Origin of the sequence: Pseudomonas sp. SGAir0191 (assembly GCF_002812565.2) — a bacterium.
Lineage (GTDB): Bacteria > Pseudomonadota > Gammaproteobacteria > Pseudomonadales > Pseudomonadaceae > Aquipseudomonas > Aquipseudomonas parafulva_B.
Genome location: NZ_CP025035.2, coordinates 3291718 through 3316627, shown reverse-complemented (window position 1 = coordinate 3316627; position 24910 = coordinate 3291718). Strand labels below are relative to the sequence as shown.

Here is a 24910-nt window from a genome sequence, read left to right as displayed (position 1 = left end):
ATGGGCTTTTTCCGTAGCGCTCTGGCGCTGGCGTTTGGCCTTGCCGCAACGTGCTCGGCGCTGGCCAGTGATGACGCCCAGCTCAAGCGCGGCCAGTACCTGGCCCGTGCTGCCGACTGCATGGCGTGCCACACGGCCGAGGGCGGGGCGCCGTTCGCCGGGGGCCTGCCGATTCATTCGCCGTTTGGCACCATCTACGGCACCAACATCACCCCCGACAAGCAGTACGGCATCGGCAACTACAGCGCCGAGGAGTTCTTCGCGGCCGTCACCCAAGGCAAGCGCAAGGACGGCGCCAACCTGTATCCGGCCATGCCCTATACCTCGTATCACCTGATGCGGCGTGAAGACTCCGATGCAATCTTCGCCTACCTCAAGACCATCGCCCCGGTCCATCGCCCGGCACCACAGACGGCCCTGCGCTTTCCGTTCAACGTGCGCCTGGGCCTGAGCGGTTGGAACATGCTGTACGGCAAGAGCGTGCAGGCCCAGCCTGTCGAAGGCAGCAGCCGCGCCTGGCAGCGTGGCCAGTACCTGGTCGAGGTCATGGGGCACTGCGGCGAGTGCCACACCCCGCGCAACGCGCTCGGCGCCTTGCAGCAGAACCTGCGCCTGAGTGGCGGGCTGCTCAACGGCTACCTCGCCCCGAGCCTGCTGGCCACCGACCTGGCCGAGCGCGGCTGGTCGCAACCGGACCTGACCGCGTTCCTCAAGCACGGGATCAGCGCCCAGGGCAGCATGTTCAATGAGATGTTCCCGGTGGTGCACCTGAGCACCCAGCACCTGGAAGACGCCGACCTTGCCGCCATGGCCACTTACCTGCTGGGCGACAACCCCCCGGCGGCCAAGGTGATCGCGCCCGTGCCGCTGGCGCAGATGAGCGACAGTGCCCAGCGCGGCCGCCAGCAATACCTGAACGTGTGCGCCGGTTGCCATGGCGTGGAAGGCCAGGGCAAGCCGCACATCGCCGTGGCGATGCAGGGCAATACGGTGCTGCGCCAGGCCGATTCGCGCAACCTGGTCAAGGTGATACTCGACGGAATCCGCGAACAGCAGTTCACCGGCTTCGAGCGCATGCAGCCGATGCCAGGGTTCGCTGATAAGCTCGATGAACGCCAGGTGACCGACATGGTCAACTACCTGCGTCAGGCATGGGGCGGGCTGCCCGGTGATCTCAGTGAACAACAGCTGGCCGAGCTGAAAGCGGAGTAAAGCGTGCAGCATCTCGATCTACAGGTGATTCGTCAGGCCTTGCAGTGGTCCAGCACAGGTCAGGCGGTGTGGTTGTGCACCGTGCTCGCCACCTACGGCTCGGCGCCCCGCGCGCCGGGCTCGTTGCTGGCAGTCAACGACCAGGGCCAGTGGTTGGGGTCGTTGTCCGGCGGCTGCGTCGAAGACGATTTTCTTGAACGCGTGGTCCTGGGCGAGTTCGTGCAACCGGCAGCCATCGTGCGCTACGGCGATGGCAGCGACCCGCGCTCGCGGGTCAGCTTGCCCTGTGGCGGCGTGCTGGACGTGCTGGTGGAAAGCCTGCCGTCCAGTTGCCAGGTGCAAGACCATCTGCGCCAGCTGGAAAGCGCGCTGCTGGGTCAGCGCCGGGTGCTGCGCCAGGTGAAGGTGCCCAGCGGCATCCAGGGGCTGGCGGACGCTGCCGGTCAAGGGCCGCGTGTGCACCGTGACGGCGACTGCGTGTACCTGCGCGTGGGTGCCGCCCAGCGGCTGCTGCTGGCGGGGTATTCCAGTGTTGCCCAGTACTGCGCCGAATTCGCCAAAGCCATGGGGTTTGAAGTGGTGCTGTGCGAGCCACGTGAGGAGGTGCTCGACGGGGTGCAGATCGACGGTATCGAGATACGCCGCGAGCTGCCTTCGGAATTCATCTTCAATGGCGGTTGTCATGCCGACACCGCCGTGGTCGCGCTCACCCACGACCCCAAGATCGACGACCTGGCCATGCTCGAGGCCGTGCGCACCGAAGCGTTCTACATCGGCGTGATGGGTTCGCGTGCCACTTCCGATAAGCGCCGCGAGCGGCTGCAACGCATCGGCGGCCTGAATGCCGATGCGCTGGACCGTATCCATGCGCCCATTGGCCTCAACCTGGGCAGCAAGACACCGGCCGAGATCGCTTTGGCGGTGTTGGCAGATGTACTGCGGGTGCGCAACGGCCTCGACCGAGCCGCCTTGTGAAGGTGGCGGCGCTGGTGTTGGCCGCTGGGCGCAGCAGGCGCTTCGGTGCCGACAAGCGCCGGGCCTTGCTGCCCGACGGGCGCGGCCTGTTGGCCCAGTGTGTACAACGGGCCGAGGCAGTGTTCGAGGATGTGCGGGTAGTGGTGCGCGAGGACGAGGGCCGCGAGGACTTCGACCTGGGCACCGCCTGTGGTTGGGTGGTCAGTGCCCAGGCGGCTTCGGGCATGGGCCACAGCCTGGCGGCGGGCGTCGCCGCCCTGGCTGACAGCGATGCGCAGGCGGTGGCCATCCTGCTGGGGGACATGCCGTGGATTGAGGCCGCGACCCTCAGGCACTTGGCCGAGGCCGCCCAGGCTTCGACCATCGTGCTGCCGCGTCATGCTGGGCAGCAGGGGCATCCTGTGATCTTCGGGCGCGCGTTCTGGCCGGCGCTGTTAGGGCTGACCGGTGACGAAGGCGCCAGAGCAGTGGTGCATGCCAACCGCGCCAGTTGCACGGTGATCGAGGTGTCAGATGCCGGGGTGCTGATGGATGTGGATACGCCCCAGGCGCTGGGCTTTTCAGGGCGTTGAGCAGGGTGGGGCACGTTGTGCTGCGCTGTATCTGGACGATAGCGATCTCTGTAAAAAGGGCCTGGCTGGATCGGTCATGGGGGGAGTGCGCTGTTTTAAGGTTTAAGCTTCGCAGCTTATAGTGCCGGGGCCGCCTTGCGGCCCATCGCGGCACAAGGGCCGCTCCCACACGGGAAGCCGCTAGGCTCCAGATGGGGTGCATGACAGTTGACCCCACAAAGTTAAGCACCGCATGGTCCGGCGCTCTTGCAAGACCGCTCGTTGACTGTCAGGCAATCTGCACGTATCCCCGCCCAATCCTTTTCCCCAAACCCTGTGCCTGCGTCCATAATTCCCCCTTAATCCATTCACGCTGCAATGTCGGTTACACCATTGCGGGAGCCCCACCCATGCACGTTCTGCTTTGCGAGGACGACGACCTCATCGCTGCCGGCATCTGTGCAGGCCTTGCCGCACAGGGCCTGACCGTCGACCGGGTGGGCAATGCCGCCGGCGCCCGGGCCATGCTTCAGGCCGCGCAGTTCGATGTGATGATCCTCGACCTTGGCCTGCCCGACGAGGACGGCCTGAAGCTGCTGCGCCGCCTGCGTCAGCAAGGCGAGACCTTGCCAGTGCTGGTGCTCACCGCCCGTGATGCGGTCACTGACCGAGTCGACGGCCTGCAGGCGGGGGCCGACGACTATCTGCTCAAGCCGTTCGACCTGCGCGAACTGGCCGCGCGCCTGCACACTCTGCTGCGCCGTGTCGCCGGCCGTGCGGTTAACGTGATCGAGCACGGCCCGCTGCGTTACGACCCCAGCAGCTGCGAGGCGACCCTGGCCGGCAAACCCGTGGACCTGTCCCGTCGTGAGCAAGCCTTGCTCCAGGCCCTGTTGCAGAACGCCGGGCGCGTGCTATCCAGCGAGCAATTGAAGGACTGTGTGTACGGGTTCAACGACGAAGTGGAAAGCAATGCGCTGAACGTGCATATCCATCACCTGCGCCGCAAGCTGGGCAACGGCATCGTCGAGACCGTGCGCGGGCTGGGCTATCGCCTGGGCCCTGCCAATGCGCCAACCGAGACGCCAACATGAGCCTGCGTGTGCGCCTGAGCCTGATCCTGGGCAGCGCTTTCGTGATCATCTGGGCGCTGGCTGCCGCCTGGATGCTGCGCGACCTGCGCCAGCAGATGATGTTCTCCCTCGACCAGCGCCTGGTGGCATCTGCACGCATGGTGGCCGGCCTGATCGACCAACTGCCCCAGCCGCTCAGCGTCAAGGGCGAAGGTACCCACTACGCGGCCGACCAGTTGAGCGTACCGGACGGCATGGCCTGCCAGGTCAGCTCGCTGCGCGGGGAAATCCTGGCCAGCAACCACAAGCACGATGGCGTCATGGATGACGGGCGCAGTGGTTTTAGCGACCAGACCATTGACGATGCCTCATGGCGCACCTTCACCTACAGCCATGGCGATGTGCGCATCACCACGGCCGACCGGCACATGGAGCGCGAAGCCCTGAATCAGTCCATCCTGCTCGCTGCTTCGGCGCCGGTGCTGATGGCTTTGTTTGGCAGCCTGGGCTTGCTCTGGATTGGGCTGGGCAAGGGCCTTGAGCCGCTCAATCGCATGCGCGATGCCCTGCGCCGCAGGCGCCCCGACAGTGTCGAGCCGTTGCAGGTGGCGGGCATGCCCAGTGAGCTCCAGCCGTTGCTGGAAACCCAGAACCAGCTGTTCGTGCGCATTGCCCAGACCATCGAGCGCGAGCGGCGCCTGACCGACGATGCCGCCCATGAACTGCGCAGCCCGCTGACAGCCATCAAGACCCACCTGCAGGTCGCCCGCATGACCGAGGGCGCGGTGCGCGAACAAGCGCTCGAACATGCCGAACAGGGTGCCGATCGCATGCACCGGACTCTGGAGCAATTGCTCATGCTGGCGCGGGTCGAGGGTAGCTTGTCGTTCGACGACGGTGTGCAGTGCAGTGCCGAGCAAGTCGCGCGTCAGGCGGTGCAGGACGCCGGGGGTGGTGACAACCGCAGGATCGTCCTGAACTTGCCGCCCGAGGCTGCCCAGCTCTACCTGAGCATGCCTGCACCGCTAGCGGTAGCGGCGCTGCGCAACCTGCTGGACAACGCCCTGCGCCATGGCGGTGACGAGGCGGTGGAGCTGGAGGTACAGGCAGTGGAAGGGCAGGTGGGCTTCATGGTGCGCGATCACGGGCCGGGCATCGCCGAGGCAGACCTCGGGCACCTGACCGAGCGCTTCTGGCGTCATGGTCAGAGCAGCGGCTGCGGGCTTGGCCTGGCCATTGTCCAGGCAATCGTGCAGCGCTGTGCAGGCAGCCTGAAGTTCGATAGCCGAAGTGATGGGTTGAGGGTGGTATTACGGGTGCCGGCGCGGCCTGCGGGATAATCCTGGGGTTTGTCTGAAAGTTCTGGGGCATAAAAGCACACCGAGCACACCTGGTTGAGTAAACTAGCATTCTTCTAGTCGGTGAAGATGTCGGCTGCTAACTATTCCGGTAGACTTCTCGACCTGTAAACATTGCAGTTGCAGTTGCAGTTGCAGTTGCAGTTGCAGTTGCAGTTGCAGTTGCAGTTGCTCTTGTTCTTGCTTCTAAGCGCGCGGTAGTTCAGGCGCCGCAGATCGCGACTTCAGGAGGCCGAGCGCAGGGCTTGCGGAGGGAGGTGACGGGCATGGATGCCCGTCAAGCGCTGGGCCCCAGGATGGGGCCTGCAGCGCGGTCCTCCCGGGAGCGAGCCCGGAGCGAGGGGACCCCGGAGCGCAGCGTAGGGGCCGGATGATAGGAGCAGGCGGTTTTTGCTTACTTTTTGACAAGACAAAAAGTAAGCCGCCGTAAGGGCGGAAAGGTGACTGTGCGCCACCCGCGCCAATGAATACCAACTTGCTATGTGCGCCCACGCTCTTAAGTTTTAAGTTTTAAGTTTGATTGCGTTGGTGTGGGTGTTGAAAGAGAGCATAGTCCATTTGCGATGGCGACGCTTAATCACCTTTTCGCCATTACGGCGAGTCACTTTTTGTCAAACGCGACAAAAAGTAACCAAAAAACGCTGCGCTCCATTCATACGGCCCCTACGCTGCGCTTCGGGGTTCCCTCACTCCGGTCTTGCTCCCGGGAGGACCGCGCTGCAGGCCCCATCCTGGGGCCCAGCGCTTGACAGGCATCCATGCCTGTCACCTCCCTCCGCAAGACCTGCGTTCGGCCTTCTGAAGTCGCGAAGATCAAAAGCCAAAGCCAAAGCCAGATCAAGAGCAAGAGCAAGAGCAAGAGCAAGAGCAAGAGCAAGAGCAAGAGCAAGAGCAAGAGCAAAGCCCCCCTAAATCCTGCCCCCGGCCAAGCGTCTCTCAACCGACTACCGCCCATTCGCTTGCTTGCGAGGATCCACCATGTCCACCGCTACCAGCCTTGCTCAGGTCCCACCGGCCACCACCCCGCACCCCCTGTACGAATTCACCGATTCGCCGCTGCTGCACCGCCAGCAGCAACAGGAATCCAATGCCCGCAGCTACCCCCGCCGTATCCCGCTGGCCCTCAAGCGCGCCCGTGGCATTTATGTCGAGGACGTCGAAGGCCGCCAGTTCATCGATTGCCTGGCCGGTGCCGGTACGCTGGCGCTGGGCCACAACCACCCCGTGGTAGTCGAAGCCATCCAGCGCGTGCTGGCCGATGAACTCCCCCTGCACACCCTGGACCTGACCACCCCAGTCAAGGACCGCTTCGTCCAGGACCTGTTCGCCGTGCTGCCCGAAGCACTGCGCCGTGAAGCCAAGGTGCAGTTCTGTGGCCCCACCGGTACCGATGCGGTGGAGGCCGCGCTCAAGCTGGTGCGCAGCGCCACCGGCCGCAGCACGGTCCTGACCTTCCAGGGCGCCTACCACGGCATGAGCCAAGGGGCACTGAGCCTGATGGGTAGCCTGGGTCCCAAGCAGCCCCTGGGCGCATTGTTGGGCAGCGGCGTGCAGTTCATGCCATACCCCTACGACTACCGCTGCCCGTTCGGCCTGGGCGGCGAAGCGGGGGTGAAGGCCAACCTGCACTACCTGGAAAACCTGCTGCTCGACCCCGAAAGCGGGGTGCCGCTGCCAGCCGCGGTGATTCTGGAAGTGGTGCAAGGCGAAGGCGGCGTGATACCCGCCGACATCGAGTGGCTCAAGGGCGTACGGCGCATCACCGAGCAGGCGGGTGTTGCGCTGATCGTCGATGAAATCCAGAGCGGTTTCGCCCGTACCGGACGCATGTTCGCCTTCGAACACGCCGGTATCGTGCCAGACGTCGTCACCCTGTCCAAGGCCATCGGTGGCAGCCTGCCCCTGGCCGTGGTGGTCTACCGCGACTGGCTCGACACCTGGAAGCCAGGCGCCCATGCCGGCACCTTCCGCGGCAACCAGATGGCCATGGCCGCAGGGTCTGCCGTGCTCGAATACCTGGTCGAGCACCGCCTGGCCGACCATGCCGAGGCCATGGGTCAGCGCCTGCGCGGGCATTTGCAGCGCCTGCAGGCAGATTATCCGCAGTTGGGGGATATCCGTGGTCGGGGGTTGATGCTGGGCGTGGAATTGGTCGATCCGCAAGGCATGGCAGACGCCCAGGGGCACCCGCCGGCCAACCGCGAACTGGCCCCGCGCGTACAGCGCGAGTGCCTCAAGCGAGGCCTGATCCTGGAACTCGGTGGCCGCCACGGGGCAGTGGTGCGTTTCCTGCCACCCTTGATCATCAGCGACGAGCAGGTCGACGAGGTCGCTCAGCGCTTCGCCGCTGCGGTTGCCGCAGCGGTCTGAGTCCAGGCGGGGGCCGCGTGCCCCCGGCTTTGCCCCTTCAGTCCAGGGATCTGCCTGCGCGCCAGTAGCCCATCAGGGTCAGCCATTGACGTGGCAACCCGCGCTCCTTGATCAAATGGCGACGGATGGCCATGACCGTGGCCGACTCGCCCGCCACCCAGGCGTGGAACACGCTGCAGGCGGTACTGGCCTGTTCCCACAGAATGCGCGTGTCAATATCGATATCCTCCAGCCTGGCCTTGGGCACTGCGTGCCCCTGGGGCAGTCGGGCCAGTTCACGCACGGCATGCAGCATGGCCTGGCCCTGTTCGCAGTTCAAAAGATCCCGTGGCAGCCAGTGCAGCTCAACGCCGCTGCCGTGACGCACATCCAGGCAGTCGGCCTGCAAGGGCACTTCGATGAACGCCTGCACCGCCAGGTCCGGTTGCGTCACGGCCAGGGCTTCGAGGATGCCGGCAATCGCTGGCAGCGCCGTTTCATCCCCGACCAGCAACACGTCGCGTACCCCTTGCGGCGGCTTCCACTCGTACCCACCAGGGTCTCCCGCATGGGCCAGGTTCGGTGCCAGCATCTGCAGGCGATCCCCCGGCCGCGCCTGGGTAGCCCAGGCCGAGGCAGGGCCGTTGACACCGTGCAGGACGAAATCCACGTCCACCTCCAATGCCTCTGGGCGCAGCGCGCGCAAGGTGTAGGTACGCATCGGTGGGCGCTGTTCGGCAGCGAGCGCGCTGTGGGCGACCTTCCAGTGCTGGTCGGCAGGCAGTTGCGCAAGGGAGCCATCGGGCGCCGGGAAGAACAGCTTCACTCGCTGGTCCGGTGCCAGGGTGGTCATCTGCGCCACGTCAGGGCCGGTGAACACCAGCCGGGTGAGCGAGGGGGTAAGGGTCAGGCGGCGGCTGAGCACCAGGTCGAACAGGCGGTAGGGCTGGGCCTGGCGCGTGGCGCCGCCAATCAGACGGCGCAGGCCTTGCTGGAGGGTTTGGGTCATGCGGGCTGGGCTGGGCATGGGGCGTTCTCGTGCAGACGTCTTTGCTGAGAAACGAGCCGACGCCCAGGCAAATTAACCGCGCCTCACCAACCGCGACCGGAGTTCACCCAGAAATTGACCGACAGCGAAGTGGACACCGATTCCACCTGGTGGAACCAACCCTCGGGCAAGAACAGCAGGTCGCCGGCTTGCAGCACCACACGCAGGAACGGCACATCGCGGGCGGCCGGGAACCGCTGGTAGTCGGCGGCATCGGGGTTGAAGTCGCAGCCGTCCAGGCCACCCTTGGGGCTGGTCGACCAGGTGCCCAGCGCCGGACGGTGATGCGGGGCGGCAAGGATGAACGACTTCTGCCCCCAGACCTGGGCGAACAGGTTGTCGGTGTCATCCCGGTGCAAGGGTGTGAGCGTGCCCTTGGGCCCAATCCAGATGCGCGGCGCGATGTAGCGCGAACGCTCGAAGTAGTCGGGGAAGCGGATCAGCGCCAGGAGCTTTTCCGGGACGATGTTGTTGCCCATGTAGGCTGGGGTTTCACCCGGTTTGGCCGGTGTGTCCAGCGAGGCAATGAAGTCGGCCATGGAGGTGGAGCGAAAGTCGCGGTCGGTGGAGAAGGTTTTCTTCACGTAGTCGCCGTGGCGGGTGATGCCTTGCAGCTCGGCAAAGTGCGCGATGGACGCCTCGCGCCCCATGCTGAACAGCGGCCAGTCGTGCAGGGCATCGCTCATCACCACCGGCATGCCCAGCGGCAGGTACTCCCGGGCAAAACGCTCGGCTGACAGCTGCGCCCGCGGCAGGCGGGGTACCTCACGCAGCACAGGCTGCGCTGCCGATACACGTTCGCTGATGCGTGCGGGCGTAGGGTAGCGTTGATTCATGGCCACCTTGCTGGCCGAAGTGCCTTGCCGCGCGCTGTTGATGATCTGCGGCAGCAGCGTGGCCAGGCCCATGTTGCCGGTGATCTTCAGCCGCGCACTGGCGAACAGTTCCTCGACATTGGCCGTGCCGCCCATGATCCCGAGAAAGTCGCGTTCGGCCACCTCGATGGTGACGTCCGGCGCGGCGTGGCGGCCAACACCGGTGCGGCTCTGCTCGCGTACCTCCGCCCAGAAGGCCCGGTCATGGGCGAAGACGAACTGGTAGACGCCCTCGATGCCCACGCCATGGGCATTGGCGAACAGCCTGCTGAGAATGCTCTGAAGGTCCACGGTCAACCCCTGTCGATCTGTCGTTGTGCAGGGTTAACGAGCGATACGAGCACCGATTTAACCGGCGCCTCACCGGCATGCCTGGCGCCAGCGCCTAAGCTGTGCGGCTAATTTTCTCGCGTCTTCCTACGTCCCGTAGGGATAGCCGAGCCAACGCTCGATACCCAACTGTATGGAAGGTCGCAGATGAATGCCGATAAGTCCCTCAAGCTTGCCCGCCGTTTCATAGAGCTGCCAGTGGACAAGCGTCATCTGTTTCTGGATGGCCTGCGCGCCGAAGGCATCGACTTTTCCCAATTCCCCATCGCCGCCGACGTGCAGGTCCCGGACCGCGATGCACTGTCGTATGCCCAGCAGCGCATGTGGTTCCTCTGGCAGCTGGACCCGCGCAGCGGTGCCTACAACCTGCCCAGCGCCGTGCGCTTGAGCGGGCCTTTGAACGTGGCGGCGCTGGAGCAGGCCTTTGCTTGCCTGGTAGAGCGCCACCAGAGCCTGCGCACGGTGTTTGCCCAAGGCGAAGACGGCCAGATTCGGCAGGTGGCTGCCAAACACCCGGTGCACGTTGCCAAGCACAGCCTGATTGAGCTGGACGCCGATGCCCAGGCGCGCCGTGTGCGCGAGCTGGCCGAACAAGAGGCGCTGCAACCCTTCGATCTGGCCGTGGGCCCCTTGATGCGCGTGAGCTTGCTGACGCTTGCGGCGCAGGAGCATGTGCTGCTGTTGACCCTGCACCACATCGTGTCCGATGGCTGGTCGATGAACGTGCTCATCGACGAGTTCGTCCAGGCCTACCAGGCCTTTGCCGCAGGCGTTGAACCCGCGCTGCCGGCCTTGCCTGTCCAGTACATGGACTACGCCCTGTGGCAACGCAAGTGGCTGGAGGCCGGTGAGCAGGCGCGGCAGTTGGACTACTGGCGCGAGCAGTTGGGCGATGAGCAGCCGTTGCTGGAGCTTGCCACCGATTTTCCACGCCCGGCGGTGGCCAGCCAGCGCGGCCAGCGTCACGAGCTGGTCATCGATCCCGCCCTGGCGGAACAACTGCGGGCCCTGGCGCGCCAGCACAACGTGACCTTGTTCATGGTGTTGCTGGCAGCATTCAATGTGCTGTTGTACCGCCACACCGGCCAGACCGATCTGCGCATCGGCGTGCCCGTGGCCAACCGCAATCGGGCCGAGGTCGAAGGCTTGATCGGTCTGTTCGTCAACACCCAGGTGCTGCGCACCTGCCTGCAAGGGCAGCAGTCGGTCGCCAGCCTGCTGGGCGCCGTGAAACAGACCGCCGCCGGTGCCCAGGCGCACCAGGACCTGCCCTTCGAACAGTTGGTCGAGGCCCTGGACCTTGACCGCAGCCTGAGCCATAACCCGCTGTTCCAGGTGATGTACAACCACTTGCCGAACGTTGCCGATATCGAGGTGATGACGGTGGGCGAGGGGTTGGAGCTGCGCCCTCTGGAGGCGAGCAGCCGCCCCACGCCCTTCGACCTGACCCTCACCACCTTCGAGCGCGGTGGCCACCTGCATGCCTCGCTGACCTACGCCAGCGAGCTGTTCGAGCCGGCCACCATCGCGCGTATGGCCGGGCACTGGCTGCAGCTGCTGCAAGCGATGAGCGAGGATGCCGACCAGCCACTGGACCAACTGCCTTTGCTCGATGCCCATCAGACGGCGCTTTTGCACCAGCAGGCCACGGGCCCGCAGGCACCGGCAGCGCCGTCGGCATTGGAGATGTTCGAGGCCCAGGTACAGCGCGTTCCCGATGCCCTGGCGCTGACGTTCGCTGGGCAACGCCTGAGCTACGCAGAGTTGGATGCCCGCGCCAACGCGCTGGCCCTGCAACTGGTCGAGCTGGGCGTCGGTGCTCAGGTGTGCGTCGGCCTGGCCGCCGGGCGCTCGTTGGAAATGGTGATCGGCCTGCTGGCCGTGTGGAAGGCCGGGGCGGCCTATGTACCGCTGGACCCGGCATTCCCGGCCCAGCGGCTGGCCTACATGATCGAGGACAGCCGGGTCGGCGTGCTGCTGACCCAGCAGGCGCTGCAAGCCAGCCTGCCGCAGCTCGCCGGGGTGACGACCCTGTTGCTCGACCCCGCTCGCCCTGAAGTCAGTGCGCGGGGCCCACAGCGGCCAATCGACGCGGCCGAACTGGCCTACGTCATCTACACCTCCGGTTCCACCGGCACCGCCAAGGGTGTGGCCGTCAGCCACGCCGCCCTGGGCAACTACCTGCAAGGTATTTTCCAGACCCTGCCGCTGCAGGACGCCAGCAGCATGGCGGTGGTCTCCACCCTGGCGGCGGACCTGGGGCATACCGTGCTGTTCGGCGCACTGTGCTCCGGGCGCTCGCTGCACATCATCGAGCAGGACGTGGCCCTCGACCCGCAGCGCTTCGGCGCCTACATGCAGGGCCATGGCATCGACGTGCTGAAAATCGTGCCGTCGCACCTGGAGGCGCTGCTGGGCGCTGACCAACCGCAACAGGTGCTGCCTGCCCGCTGCCTGGTGCTTGGTGGCGAGGCCTGTTCGCCTGCACTGATCGAACGCCTGCGCGCACTGGGCCGCTGCGACATCATCAACCACTACGGCCCGACCGAAACCACCGTCGGCGTGCTGACCCAGAACCTCAGCGCGGCAGACAGCCCCATCGTGCTGGGCCGGCCATTGCCCAACACCAGCACCCAGGTGCTCGATGCCGGCCTGCAACGCCAGGCGCCGGGCAGCCACGGCGAGTTGTACATCGGTGGCGCCGGCCTTGCCCGTGGATACCAGAACCGCCCGGGCATGACCGCCGAACGCTTCGTGCCCGATCCCTTCGGCGCACCGGGTGCGCGCCTGTATCGCACAGGCGACCGGGTGCGTCGTCTGCCCTCGGGCGAGCTGGCGTTCCTTGGCCGTGTCGACCGCCAGGTCAAGCTGCGCGGCTACCGCATCGACTTGGATGAAGTGCTGCTGGCCCTGCGTGCGGCGCCCCAGGTGCGCGACGCGGCCGTGCTGCTGGTGGGCGAAGCGGCCCATGCGCAACTGGTGGCCTATGTGGTCTATGCGGACACTGACGCGCAGGCGCAACTGGAGGCCTGGCTGCAAGCGCGTCTGCCTGATTACATGCTGCCCAGCACCTACCAGGCCCTGGCCGTCATGCCCCTGACCGCCAACGGCAAGCTCGACACCCGCGCGCTGCCTCAGCCGACCCAGGCGCGTGCCGCCGCTGCCCACGTGCCGCCTGTGACCGAGCGACAACACGCCCTGGCGGGCATCTGGGAACAGGTGCTCAAGGTGCCGGCAGTAGGGCTTGGTGACAACTTCTTCAGCCTGGGGGGGCACTCGTTGCTGGCCGTGCAGATCGTCTCGCGGGTGCGCCGCCAACTGGGGCTCGACCTGCCGCTGCGGGCCATGTTCGACACGGCCAACCTGGGTGAACTGGCCCAGGCGCTGGAGCACTGCGAGCGCTACCGCGAACAGACGGCCATTGCGGCACTGCCGCGCAGCGAGCGCCTGCCGGCGTCATTCGCCCAGCAGCGTCAATGGCTGTACTGGACCCTGCAGCCCCAGAGCACCGCCTACCACACCCCGCTGGCCGTGCGGCTGCAGGGCCAGCTTGATCGCCAGGCCTTGCAGCGGGCGATGGACACCTTGCTGGCACGGCACGAAGCCTTGCGCACCACGTTCCTCCAGGAGGATGGCCAGCTGTATCAGCAGGTGCAGCCGGCCGGGGCGGTGGACCTGCAATGGACGGCCTTGCCCGATGCCAGCCAACCCCAGCTGGAGCTTGCGGTGCGCGCCGAAATCACGCGCCTGTTCGACCTGCACCAGGGGCCCCTGATGCGGGTCAAGGTGATCGAGCGCGCAATGGATGAATGGGTGCTGGTGCTGACGCTGCACCATATCACCTCCGACGGCTGGTCCATGAGCCTGTTGGTGCACGAGTTCGTCGAGCTCTACAGCGCCTTCAATGCCGGCCATACATGCGCCTTGCAACCGCTGGCGGTGCAATACGCCGACTACGCCCACTGGCAGCGCCAGTGGCTGGCCCAAGGCGAGATGCAGCGCCAGCAGGCTTATTGGGTCGAACACCTTGGGGGTGAACCGGTGGTGCTGTCGCTGCCGACCGATCACCCGCGCACGGCGCAGCTCAGCGACCGTGGCGGGCGCCTTGACCTGCACCTGCCGCAGGACCTGGAGCGTCAGGTACGCGAGCTGGCCCAGGCCCAGGGCGTCACCTTGTTCCAGCTGTTCCTGGGTAGCTTCGCCTTGCTGTTGCAACGCTACAGCGGCCAGCCGGACTTGCGCATCGGGGTGCCGGTGAACAACCGCAACAGCCAGGAGCTGGAGGCGGTGGTGGGCTTTTTCGTCAACACCCTGGTCATGCGCTTGTGCCTGCAACCTGAGCAGTCGGCAGGCCATTGGCTGCAGACGGTCAAGGAGGTGACGTTGTCGGCCCAGGCCAACCAGGACCTGCCGTTCGACCGCCTGGTGGAAGTGCTCAACCCCCAGCGCGCGCTGAATCACAACCCGCTGTTCCAAGTGATGTACAACCACCTGAGCACGGTCGGCGCCACTGCCACTGGCACCAGCCTGCCGGGTTTGCAGGCCCGCGAACTGCAGCTTGACGGCGGCGGCGCGCAGTTCGAGTTGTCCCTTGAGACCCTGGAAACGCCGCAGGGCATCTCCGTGGCCCTGGTGTACGCCGCCGACCTGTTCGAAGCCGCCACCATCGAGCGTATGGCCGCTCACTGGCAGACCCTGCTGCGCAGCATGGTGGCCTGCCCTGCACAGGCCATAGGCGAGCTGCCGATGCTCGCTGCCAGTGAACAGCACGGCCTGCGCACCTGGAACCAGACCGCGCAGCGTTACCCCGACGAATACTGTGTCCACCGCCTGATCGAGCAGCAGGCCCAGCGCAGCCCTGAGGCCACCGCCGTGGTATTCGGCGCACGTCAACTCACTTATCGCCAACTCAACAACGCCGCCAATGGTCTGGCCCTGCAGTTGATCGAGCGTGGCGTCGGCCCGGATGTGCTGGTAGGTATCGCCGCCGAGCGTTCGCTGGAGCTGGTCATCGGCCTGCTGGCCATCCTCAAGGCCGGGGGTGCCTACCTGCCGCTGGACCCGGACTACCCCGAGGAGCGCCTGGCCTACATGATCGAGGACAGCCGCATGGCCTTGCTGCTGCATGCGCCAGGCCTGCGCCTGCCGGTGCCTGAAGGGCTGGCGACACTTGAACTGCTGGCCCCGCAGGCAGACCCGGCCGACGTACCGAACCCGCATGTCGACCTGGCGCCGGAGCACCTGGCCTATGTGATCTACACCTCCGGCTCCACCGGCAAGCCCAAGGGCGCCGGCAACCGCCACGTGGCCCTGGCCAACCGCCTGTACTGGATGCAGCAGGCCTATGAGCTGACCGCTGCTGACCGGGTGCTGCAAAAGACCCCATTCAGCTTCGACGTGTCGGTGTGGGAGTTCTTCTGGCCGTTGATGACCGGCGCCCAACTGGTGGTGGCCGAGCCCGGCGCGCACCGCGACCCGGCGCAGCTGGTGGCGCTGATCGAGCAGCACGGCATCAGCACGCTGCACTTCGTGCCGTCGATGCTGCAGGTGTTTCTGCAATCGCCGGACCTGGACGGGTGCCACAGCCTGCGACGCATCCTGTGCAGCGGCGAGGCGCTGGCGCTCGATGCCCAGGCCCAGGTGTTCGCACGCCTGCCCAAGGCCGGCCTGTACAACCTGTACGGCCCGACCGAAGCCGCCATCGACGTCACCCACTGGACCTGCGTGGAGGAGGGCAGCGACAGCGTGCCCATCGGGCGCCCCATCGCCAACCTGCACACCTACGTGCTGGACGCGGCCCTGCAACCGGTGGTGCCGGGGGTAGCCGGTGAGTTGTACCTGGGTGGCGTAGGCCTGGCCCGTGGCTACCACCGCCGCCCGGCGCTGACCGCCGAGCGCTTCGTGGCAAGCCCTTCGGGTAATGGCGAGCGCTTGTACCGCACGGGTGATCTGGTGCGTTACCGCGCCGACGGCGTGCTGGAGTACCTCGGCCGCCTGGACCACCAGGTGAAGATCCGTGGCCAGCGCATCGAGTTGGGTGAAATCGAGGCGCGCCTGCTGGAGGTGGCCGGCGCGAGTGAAACCGTGGTCGTGGCCCGCCAGGATGCCCAAGGCCAGCACCTGGTCGGCTACGTGGCCGACGCGTGCGCGCCTGCTGATCTTGCCGCCTGGCAAGCCCAGCTCAAGGCCCGGCTGGCCGAGACCTTGCCGGCCTACATGGTGCCTTCGCACCTGGTGTGGCTGCCGGCAATGCCCTTGAGCCCCAACGGCAAGCTGGACCGCAAGGCCTTGCCTGCACCTGATCTGGATCAAGCCCGGCAGGCTTTCCAGGCACCGAGCACTGAGCTCGAATGCACCGTTGCCGCTATCTGGCGCCAGGTATTGCACCTGGACCAGGTAGGCATGGCCGATCACTTCTTTGACCTTGGCGGGCATTCGCTGCTCGCCACCCAAGTTATTTCGCGAGTTGCCCAGGAACTGGACCTGGAGGTGCCACTGGCGCTGCTGTTCGAACACAGCACTCTGCACGCCTTCACCCAGGCCGTGAGCGCCCTGCAAGGCCACCGCGTCGCGCCGATTGCCCCGGTGGACCGCAACCAGCCACTGCAGCTGTCGTTCGCCCAGGAGCGGCAGTGGTTCCTCTGGCAGCTGGAACCGCACAGCAGCGCCTATCACATCCCCATGGCCCTGCGCTTGCGTGGCGAGCTGGACCTGCAAGCGCTGGAAGACAGCTTCAACCTGCTGGTGCAGCGTCACGAAAGCCTGCGTACCACCTTCATCCAGGAGCAGGCCCAGGTTCGTCCGGTCATCCACGCCCACTGGCGTTTGCCTGTGCCGGTGCACTCCGTTGCGGGCCAAGAAGAGGAGGGCGCAGCGATCCAGGGCTTCCTCCACGCCCAGACTGCCCAGCCCTTCGACTTGATCAATGGGCCGTTGCTGCGCATCGGTGTGCTGCAACTGGGGGCACAGGACCATGTGCTGACCCTGGTCCAGCACCACATCGTTTCCGATGGCTGGTCGATGCAGGTGATGGTCGATGAATGGATGCAGAGCTATGCCAGCCTGACCAGCGGCGCGCAGCCCAACCTTGCGCCGCTGCCCGTCCAGTACCTGGATTACGCCCACTGGCAGCGCGACTGGCTGGCAGCCGGTGAACGCGAGCGTCAGCTGATGTACTGGCGTGAGCAGCTGGGCGATGAGCCGGTGGTACTGGAGCTGCCCACCGATCACCCGCGTCCTGCGGTGCAGAGCTACCGCGGTGCCCGCCTGGGGCTGACCTTGGACACGCAGCTGACCACAGGCCTGCAACAGCTGGCGCAACAGCACAACGTCACGCTGTTCATGCTGCTGCTGGCCTCGTTCCAGGCGCTGTTGCAGCGTTACAGCGGCCAGGACGACATCCGTGTCGGCGTGCCCGTCGCCAACCGCCACCGCCTGGAGACCGAGCGGCTGATCGGCTTCTTCGTCAATACCCAGGTCCTGCGTGCGCGCTTCGATGGGCAACTGACCGTAGAGGCGCTGTTGGAACAAGTGCGCCAGGCCGCTTTGGGCGCCCAGCAGCATCAGGACCTGCCGTTCGAGCAACTGGTCGAAGCCCTGCAGCCTGCACGCAGCCTGAGCCACAACCCGCTGTTCCAGGTGATGTTCACCCACCGCAATCTGCTCGACCAGCAGCTGGGTGATGGCTTCAAGGTGCCGCAGCTCGATGTCCAGACCCTGAGCGGCGAACACCACAGTGCCCAGTTCGACCTGGCCCTGGACACCTTCGAGACACCCGACGGCCTGGGCGCGACCTGGACCTTCGCCACCGACCTGTTCGAAACCAGCACCCTTGAGCGCATGGCCAGCCATTGGCAAACCTTGCTGCGTGGCATGCTTGCCAGCCCCGAGGCGCCAGTGGCCGAGCTGCCCCTCATGGACGCAGGGCAGCTGGACACTGCGCGCACCTGGAACCAGACCGCGCAGCGGTACCCCGACGAATACTGTGTCCACCGCCTGATAGAACAGCAGGCCCAGCGCAGCCCTGAGGCCACCGCCGTGGTATTCGGCGCACGTCATCTCACTTATCGCCAACTCAACAACGCCGCCAATGGCCTGGCCCTGCAGTTGATCGAGCGTGGCGTCGGCCCGGAGGTGCTGGTAGGTATCGCCGCCGAGCGTTCGCTGGAGCTGGTCATCGGCCTGCTGGCCATCCTCAAGGCCGGGGGTGCCTACCTGCCGCTGGACCCGGACTACCCCGAGGAGCGCCTGGCCTACATGATCGAGGACAGCCGCATGGCCTTGCTGCTGCATGCGCCAGGCCTGCGCCTGCCGGTGCCTGAAGGGCTGGCGACACTTGAACTGCTGGCCCCGCAGGCAGACCCGGCCGACGTACCGAACCCGCATGTCGACCTGGCGCCGGAGCACCTGGCCTATGTGATCTACACCTCCGGCTCCACCGGCAAGCCCAAGGGCGCCGGCAACCGCCACGTGGCCCTGGCCAACCGCCTGTACTGGATGCAGCAGGCCTATGAGCTGACCGCTGCTGACCGGGTGCTGCAAAAGACACCATTCAGCTTCGACGTGTCGGTGTGGGAGTTCTTCTGGCCGTTGATGACCGGCGCCCAACTCGTGGTGGCCGAGCCCGGCGCGCACCGCGACCCGGCGCAGCTGGTGGCGCTGATCGAGCAGCACGGCATCAGCACGCTGCACTTCGTGCCGTCGATGCTGCAAGTGTTCCTGCAATCGCCGGACCTGGACGGGTGCCACAGCCTGCGACGCATCCTGTGCAGTGGCGAGGCGCTGGCGCTCGATGCCCAGGCCCAGGTGTTCGCACGCCTGCCCAAGGCCGGCCTGTACAACCTGTACGGCCCGACCGAAGCCGCCATCGACGTTACCCACTGGACCTGCGTGGAGGAGGGCAGCGACAGCGTGCCCATCGGGCGCCCCATCGCCAACCTGCACACCTACGTGCTGGACGCGGCCCTGCAACCGGTGGTGCCAGGGGTGGCCGGTGAGTTGTACCTGGGCGGCGTAGGCCTGGCCCGTGGCTACCACCGCCGCCCGGCGCTGACCGCCGAGCGCTTCGTGGCAAGCCCTTCGGGTAATGGCGAGCGCTTGTACCGCACGGGTGATCGGGTGCGTTACCGCGCCGACGGCGTACTGGAGTACCTCGGCCGCCTGGACCACCAGGTGAAGATCCGTGGCCAGCGCATCGAGCTGGGAGAAATCGAGGCGCGCCTGCTGGAGGTGGCCGAAGTCCGGGAAGCGGTCGTGCTGGCGCAGCCTGGCGCCGCTGGCGCGCAACTGGTCGGCTACGTGCTGGTCGACGGTGCTGACCTGGAGCCCACCCGCCAGGCGCTGCTGCGCGAGCGCCTCAAGGCTCACCTCAAGGCCAACCTGCCCGGCTACATGGTCCCCGGCCAATGGCTGCTGCTGGAGCAGTGGCCGCTCAGCCCCAACGGCAAGCTGGACCGCAAGGCCTTGCCACTGCCCCAGGCTGCGCCACCACAACAGGGCTACGAAGCCCCGCAACGCCCGGTCGAGTGCCAACTGGCAGCGATCTGGCAGGACCTGCTCCAGCTCGACAAGGTCGGCTTGAACGACCACTTCTTCGACCTGGGCGGTCACTCTCTTCTCGTCGTGAGCCTGGTCTCACGCATTCAACTCGAGCTTGGTATGAAGGCAACTGCGCAATTGATTTTCCAATACCCCACTCTGGGCGAGCTGGCCCGCCAACTGGAGCACGAAGGCGGGGCGGTGGATGCCGCCACCCTCGACCAGCTCGAAAGCCTGCTCGACGAAATGGAGGCGGTGTAATGGATCACGCCAGCGCCCTGCGCATTGCCCAGCGTTTCATCGCCTTGCCCGTGGACAAGCGCCGCCAGTATCTGGCCAAGATGGCCGAACAAAAGGTCTCGCCCGGCAACCTGCCAATTCCTGTCATCCGCGAGCAGTTAAACAGCCTGCCGCTGTCCTTCGCCCAGGAGCGCCAGTGGTTCCTTTGGCAACTGGAGCCAGGCAGCAGCGCATCTCATATCCCTACCGCCTTGCGCCTGCGCGGTCACCTCGACACCCAGGCCTTGCAACAAGCGTTCGATGCCTTGGTGGCACGCCACGAGACCCTGCGCACCACCTTCGTGATGAAGGACGAGCGGCCCTGCCAGCACGTGCATGGCTCACTGCCGATCGCGATCGAGCCGTTGCACCTGCCGGCCACCCTGGCACCCGAGCATCAACACGCCCAAGTGCAGGCGTTGATCGAGCAGCAGATCGCCAGGCCCTTCGACCTCGAGCACGGCCCGCTGGTACGGCTGGGGCTGCTGAGGGTGGCTGACGATGAGCATGTGCTGGTGATGGTGCAGCACCACATCGTCTCCGATGGCTGGTCGATGCAGGTCATGGTCGATGAGCTGATGCAGCTGTACCTGGGCTTGGTCCACGGGCGGGCGGTCCAGCTGCCTGCGCTGCCCATTCAGTACGCCGACTATGCCATCTGGCAGCGTCGCTGGATGGAAGCCGGCGGCAGCGAGCAGCAACTGGCCTACTGGCGTGAGCAACTGGGCGCGCATCAACCGGTGCTCGAGTTGCCCACCGACCGTCCGCGCGCGGCCCAGCCAAGCCTGCGCGGCGCGCGTTTCGACTTGCCCATCGACAAGGCGCTGAGCGAAGCCTTGCAAGCCCTCGCGCAGCAGCAACAGGTCACGCTGTTCATGCTGTTGCTGGCGTCGTTCCAGGTGCTGCTGCACCGCTACACCGGCCAGACCGATATTCGCGTCGGGGTGCCCAACGCCAACCGCAACCGGGTCGAGACCGATCGCCTGCTGGGTTTCTTCGTCAACACCCAGGTGCTGCGCGCCGATGTGCAGGGGGCCTTGGCCTTCCCGGCGTTGCTGCAACAGGTCAAGCAGACGGTACTCGGTGCTCAGGCGCATCAGGACTTGCCGTTCGAGCAACTGGTCGAAGCCTTGCAGCCAGACCGCAGCCTGAGCCACAACCCGTTGTTCCAGGTGATGTACAACCATCAGCGCCAGGGCCGCGACCCACGTGCCCAGCAGGTGCCTGGCCTGGACATCGAAGGGCTGTTCTGGGAAAGCCACAGCGCCTCGTTCGACCTGACGCTGGACACCGTCGAGGGTGAAGACGGCCTGTGGGCGTCGCTGACCTATGCGTGCGACCTGTTCGATGCCGCCACCATCGAGCGCTTGGGGGGCCATTGGCTGACCCTGCTGCGCGGCCTCGTCGCCGATCCGTCGCGCTGCGTTGCTGCACTGCCGATGCTGGCCGTCGATGAACATGAGCACCTGCACGCCGTGCGCAACGCCCCGGACCTGCGCCATGCCGACGGCCCGCTGGTGCACGAGCGCATTGCCCAGTGGGCTGCGCAAACCCCGCAGGCCACCGCCTTGCTGTTTGGCGAGCAGCGCATGAGCTTTGCCCAGCTCGATCAGCAGGCCAACCGCCTGGCCCATGCCCTGGTCACAGCAGGGGTGGGGCCCGAAGTGCTGGTCGGTATCGCCCTGGAGCGTGGCCTTGAGATGGTCGTGAGCCTGTTGGCGGTGCTCAAGGCCGGCGGTGCCTATACGCCGCTCGATCCGCAATACCCCCGCGAGCGCCTGGCTTACTTGATGCAGGACAGCGGCATGGCCCTGCTGCTCAGCGACAGCGCGCTCATGCAGCGCCTGCCGGTACCGGATGGCTTGGCAACCCTGGCCCTGGACCACATGGACCTGGCCGCGCAACCCTGCCACGCGCCAGCGAACGCCGCCCAGGCCGATAACCTGGCCTACGTCATCTACACCTCGGGTTCCACGGGCCTGCCCAAAGGGGTGGCAGTGGCCCATGGCCCCATCGCCATGCACTGCCGAGCCATTGGCGAGCGCTACGAAATGACGCCGGCCGACTGCGAACTGCACTTCATGTCGTTCGCTTTCGACGGTGCCCACGAGCGCTGGCTCACGCCCCTGACCCACGGGGCTTCGCTGCTCATCCGCGACCCGCAGCTGTGGACCCCGGAGCAAACCTATGCCGCCATGCATGCACATGGGGTGACGGTCGCTGCGTTTCCACCGGTCTACCTTCAGCAACTGGCCGAGCACGCCGAGCGCGATGGCAACCCACCGCCGATGCGGGTGTACTGCTTCGGCGGCGATGCGGTGTCCGAGGCCAGCTACGCCATGGCTCGGCGCGCACTGCGTCCGACCTATATCATTAATGGCTACGGCCCTACCGAGACCGTGGTCACCCCCCTGATCTGGAAAGCTGGCGAACAGGACAGCTGCGGTGCGGCCTATGCGCCCATTGGCGATCGCGTCGGTGAACGGCACGCGTATGTGCTCGATGCCGACCTGAACCTGCTGCCCCTGGCCATCCCGGGTGAGTTGTACCTGGGCGGGCAGGGCTTGGCCCGTGGCTACCTCAAGCGCCCGGCGCTCACTGCCGAAAGGTTCGTACCGGACCCGTTCGGCAACGGTGCCCGGCTGTACCGCAGCGGTGATCGGGTGAGCCTGCGCAGCAGCGGCATCATCGACTACCTCGGGCGCATCGACCGCCAGGTCAAGGTGCGGGGTTTTCGTATCGAGCTGGGCGAGGTGGAAGCGCGCCTGCTGGCGGTGCCGGGCGTGCGCGAAGCGGTGGTGGTGGCCCAGGCCGGCCCGAGCGGCCAGCAATTGGTCGGCTACGTGGTGAGCGACGACGCGCCGCAATTGGCGTCCGATCATCAGGCCCAGGCTGAGCGCCGCGAATCGATCAAGCGCTGTTTGAAGGTGGACCTGCCCGACTACATGGTGCCCACGCACGTGCAGTTGCTCGAACGCATGCCCTTGACCCCCAACGGCAAGATCGACCGCCAGGCCCTGCCCGCAGTCGACCTTACACAGCTGCAAGGCCAGCATGTGGCCGCCAGCAGCCCGCTCGAGCAGGCGCTGGTGCAGATCTGGCAGGCGGTGCTGAAGGTGCCTCAGGTGGGGGTGACCGACAATTTCTTCGAGCTGGGCGGTGATTCGATCATCTCGATCCAGATGGTCAGCCGGGCCCGTCAGGCCGGCATCGTGCTCAGTCCCAAAGACCTGTTCCTGCACCAGACCGTGCAGGCCTTGGCCGGTGTGGCCCGTTTTGGCGAGGTCGCCCGCATCGATCAGGGCCCGGTCACTGGCAGCCTGCCGCTGCTGGCCATCCAGCGCTGGTTCTTCGCCCAGGGCATTGCCGATGCGCACCACTGGAACCAGTCCGTGCTGCTGGCACCGACGCAGGCGTTGCAGCCACGTGCGCTGGAAGCGGCGTTGCAGGCGCTGGTGCTGCACCATGACGCCTTGCGCCTGCGCTTCGATGCCCAAGCCGGGCTCGCCTGGCACCGGGCACCGGCCCAGCAACAGAGCGCCGAGGAGCAGGCGCCTTTGCTGTGGCACGCCACGGTCGCGCGCGGCCAGGCCCTGACCGCGTTGTGCGAGCAGGCCCAGCGCAGCCTCGACCTGCACCAAGGGCCGCTGCTGCGGGCTGTGCTGGCGCAGTTGGACGATGGCAGTCAGCGGCTGTTGCTGGTGGTTCATCACCTGGTCGTGGACGGTGTGTCCTGGCGCATTCTGTTCGACGATCTGCAGCAGGCCTACTCGCAGTGCCTGGCAGGCGAGGCGCTGTCGCTGCCGGCCAAGACCACGGCCTACAAGCACTGGGCAGAACGCCTGCAGGCACTGGCGCAAACCCCGACCCTGGCCGAGCAGCTGCCGTACTGGCAGGCGCAGGTCGCAGGCGCCGCCGACCACCTGCCAGGCGCGCGTCCTCACGCCAGCTTGGAAAAACGCCATGCCTGTACGGTACACACGCGCCTGGACGACACGCTGACCCGGCAATTGCTGCAACAGGCCCCGGCGGCCTACCGCACCCAGGTCAACGACCTGCTGCTGACCGCGCTGACCCGCGTGATCTGCCGCTGGACCGGGCAGGCCTCGGCGCTGATCCAGCTCGAAGGGCACGGCCGTGAAGCGCTGTTCGACGAGGTCGACCTGACCCGCACGGTGGGCTGGTTCACCAGCGCCTTCCCGGTACGCCTGGACGATGCCGCTGACGTGACCGACGCGATCAAGCGCGTCAAGCAGCAGTTGCGCGCGATCCCTGAAAAGGGCATCGGCTACGGCGCCCTGCGCTACATGGGCAGCGCCCAGTCACAGGCAGCCCTCAACGGCCTGGCCGAGCCGCGCATCACCTTCAACTACCTGGGCCAGTTCGACGGCAGCTTTGCCAGCGACCAGGGTGCCCTGTTCATGCCAGCCAGCGAGGACGCCGGCGCTGAACAGGGCGCCGAGGCCCCGCTCGGCAATTGGCTGAGCATCAACGGCCAGGTGTACGCAGGCCAATTGCGCCTGGGCTGGACCTTCAGCGAAGCGATGTTCGAGCGCAGCGACATCGAGCGGTTGGCGCAGGATTACGCACGCGAGCTGAACCAGCTGGTCGCCCACTGCCTGTTGCCGGGCAGTGCTGGGGTGACGCCTTCGGACTTCCCGCTGGCCATGCTCGATCAGCCACAGCTGGACGCCCTTGGCCTGCCCTGGGCGGACGTCCAGGACCTGTACCCGCTCTCGCCCATGCAGCAGGGCATGCTGTTCCACAGCTTGCTTGAGCAACAAGGGGGGGACTACATCAACCAGCTGTCGGTCAGCGTCGAGGGGCTGGCGCCCGAGCGTTTCCGTGAGGCCTGGCAGGCGGTGGTGCAGCGCCATGACATATTGCGCAGCGGGTTCCTCTGGCAAGGCGGGCTGGCCCAGCCGCTGCAGTGGGTGCGCAAGCAGGTGCAGCTGCCGTGCCGTGAAATCGACCTGCGTGGCCATGAAGATCTTGACGCTGCATTGACGCGTCTGGCTGATGCCGAACGCGAGCAAGGCTTCGACCTGGCCCAGGCGCCACTGCTGCGTTTGACGCTGGCCCGCACGGGGGATGATCGCTATCAGCTGATCTATACCAGCCATCACATTTTGCTCGACGGCTGGAGCAATTCGCAGCTGCTTGGCGAGGTGCTGCAGCACTACGCAGGCCAGGCGCTGAAGAGCCTGAACGGGCGCTACAGTGACTACATCGGCTGGTTGCAACGCCAGGACAAACAGGCCAGCGAGGCCTTCTGGCGCGCACAGTTCGCCACCCTTGAGGAGCCGACCTGGCTGAGCCGTGC

General features: G+C 66.2%; 10 protein-coding genes (1 of these 10 cut by a window edge). 8 read left to right on the top strand and 2 right to left on the bottom strand.

Annotated features, from left to right (window positions below; all coding sequences use genetic code 11):
* The 6 genes from CWR53_RS14755 to CWR53_RS14730 all read left to right on the top strand — a co-directional run bounded on the left by CWR53_RS14755 (position 1) and on the right by CWR53_RS14730 (position 7539).
* Positions 1–1212 carry a cytochrome c gene (locus tag CWR53_RS14755; RefSeq protein ID WP_058604836.1) on the top strand — a complete coding sequence of 404 codons (1212 nt, stop codon included), beginning with the start codon at positions 1–3 and terminating at the stop codon, positions 1210–1212.
* 3 nt (positions 1213–1215) lie between these two features.
* The gene (locus CWR53_RS14750; protein WP_058604837.1) at positions 1216–2187 is read left to right on the top strand and encodes an XdhC family protein; all 972 of its coding nucleotides are present in this window, start codon (positions 1216–1218) and stop codon (positions 2185–2187) included.
* Complete coding sequence (locus CWR53_RS14745; protein ID WP_058604838.1) at positions 2184–2759, top strand: NTP transferase domain-containing protein; 576 nt, start codon at positions 2184–2186, stop codon at positions 2757–2759. The genes CWR53_RS14750 and CWR53_RS14745 overlap by 4 nt, the downstream gene beginning before the upstream one ends.
* A gap of 389 nt (positions 2760–3148) precedes the next feature.
* Complete coding sequence (locus CWR53_RS14740; protein ID WP_058604839.1) at positions 3149–3832, top strand: response regulator transcription factor; 684 nt, start codon at positions 3149–3151, stop codon at positions 3830–3832.
* On the top strand, positions 3829–5151 hold the full coding sequence (locus tag CWR53_RS14735; protein ID WP_100851941.1) for an ATP-binding protein: 1323 nt from the start codon (positions 3829–3831) through the stop codon (positions 5149–5151). The genes CWR53_RS14740 and CWR53_RS14735 overlap by 4 nt, the downstream gene beginning before the upstream one ends.
* A gap of 996 nt (positions 5152–6147) precedes the next feature.
* The gene (locus tag CWR53_RS14730) at positions 6148–7539 is read left to right on the top strand and encodes an aspartate aminotransferase family protein (RefSeq protein ID WP_058606009.1); all 1392 of its coding nucleotides are present in this window, start codon (positions 6148–6150) and stop codon (positions 7537–7539) included.
* Between the two features lie 37 nt (positions 7540–7576).
* Here the strand turns inward: CWR53_RS14730 and CWR53_RS14725 are convergent, their stop codons facing one another.
* Both CWR53_RS14725 and CWR53_RS14720 read right to left on the bottom strand, forming a co-directional pair.
* Positions 7577–8545, bottom strand: coding sequence for a siderophore-interacting protein (locus tag CWR53_RS14725; protein WP_100851940.1), 969 nt, complete (start codon positions 8543–8545; stop codon positions 7577–7579).
* Between the two features lie 65 nt (positions 8546–8610).
* Positions 8611–9732 carry a cupin-like domain-containing protein gene (locus CWR53_RS14720; RefSeq protein WP_100851939.1) on the bottom strand — a complete coding sequence of 374 codons (1122 nt, stop codon included), beginning with the start codon at positions 9730–9732 and terminating at the stop codon, positions 8611–8613.
* 186 nt (positions 9733–9918) lie between these two features.
* Here CWR53_RS14720 and CWR53_RS14715 point away from each other — a divergent pair, with 186 nt between their 5' ends.
* Positions 9919–19569 (top strand): non-ribosomal peptide synthetase, encoded by a 9651-nt coding sequence (locus tag CWR53_RS14715; RefSeq protein WP_100851938.1) that lies wholly within the window; start codon positions 9919–9921, stop codon positions 19567–19569.
* A protein-coding gene (locus CWR53_RS14710) for a non-ribosomal peptide synthetase (protein ID WP_100851937.1) crosses the window boundary here: on the top strand, positions 19569–24910 show its start. Its footprint extends 12346 nt past the window's final position; the window shows 5342 of its 17688 coding nt (coding positions 1–5342); the start codon lies at positions 19569–19571; its stop codon lies off the right edge, out of view. The genes CWR53_RS14715 and CWR53_RS14710 overlap by 1 nt, the downstream gene beginning before the upstream one ends.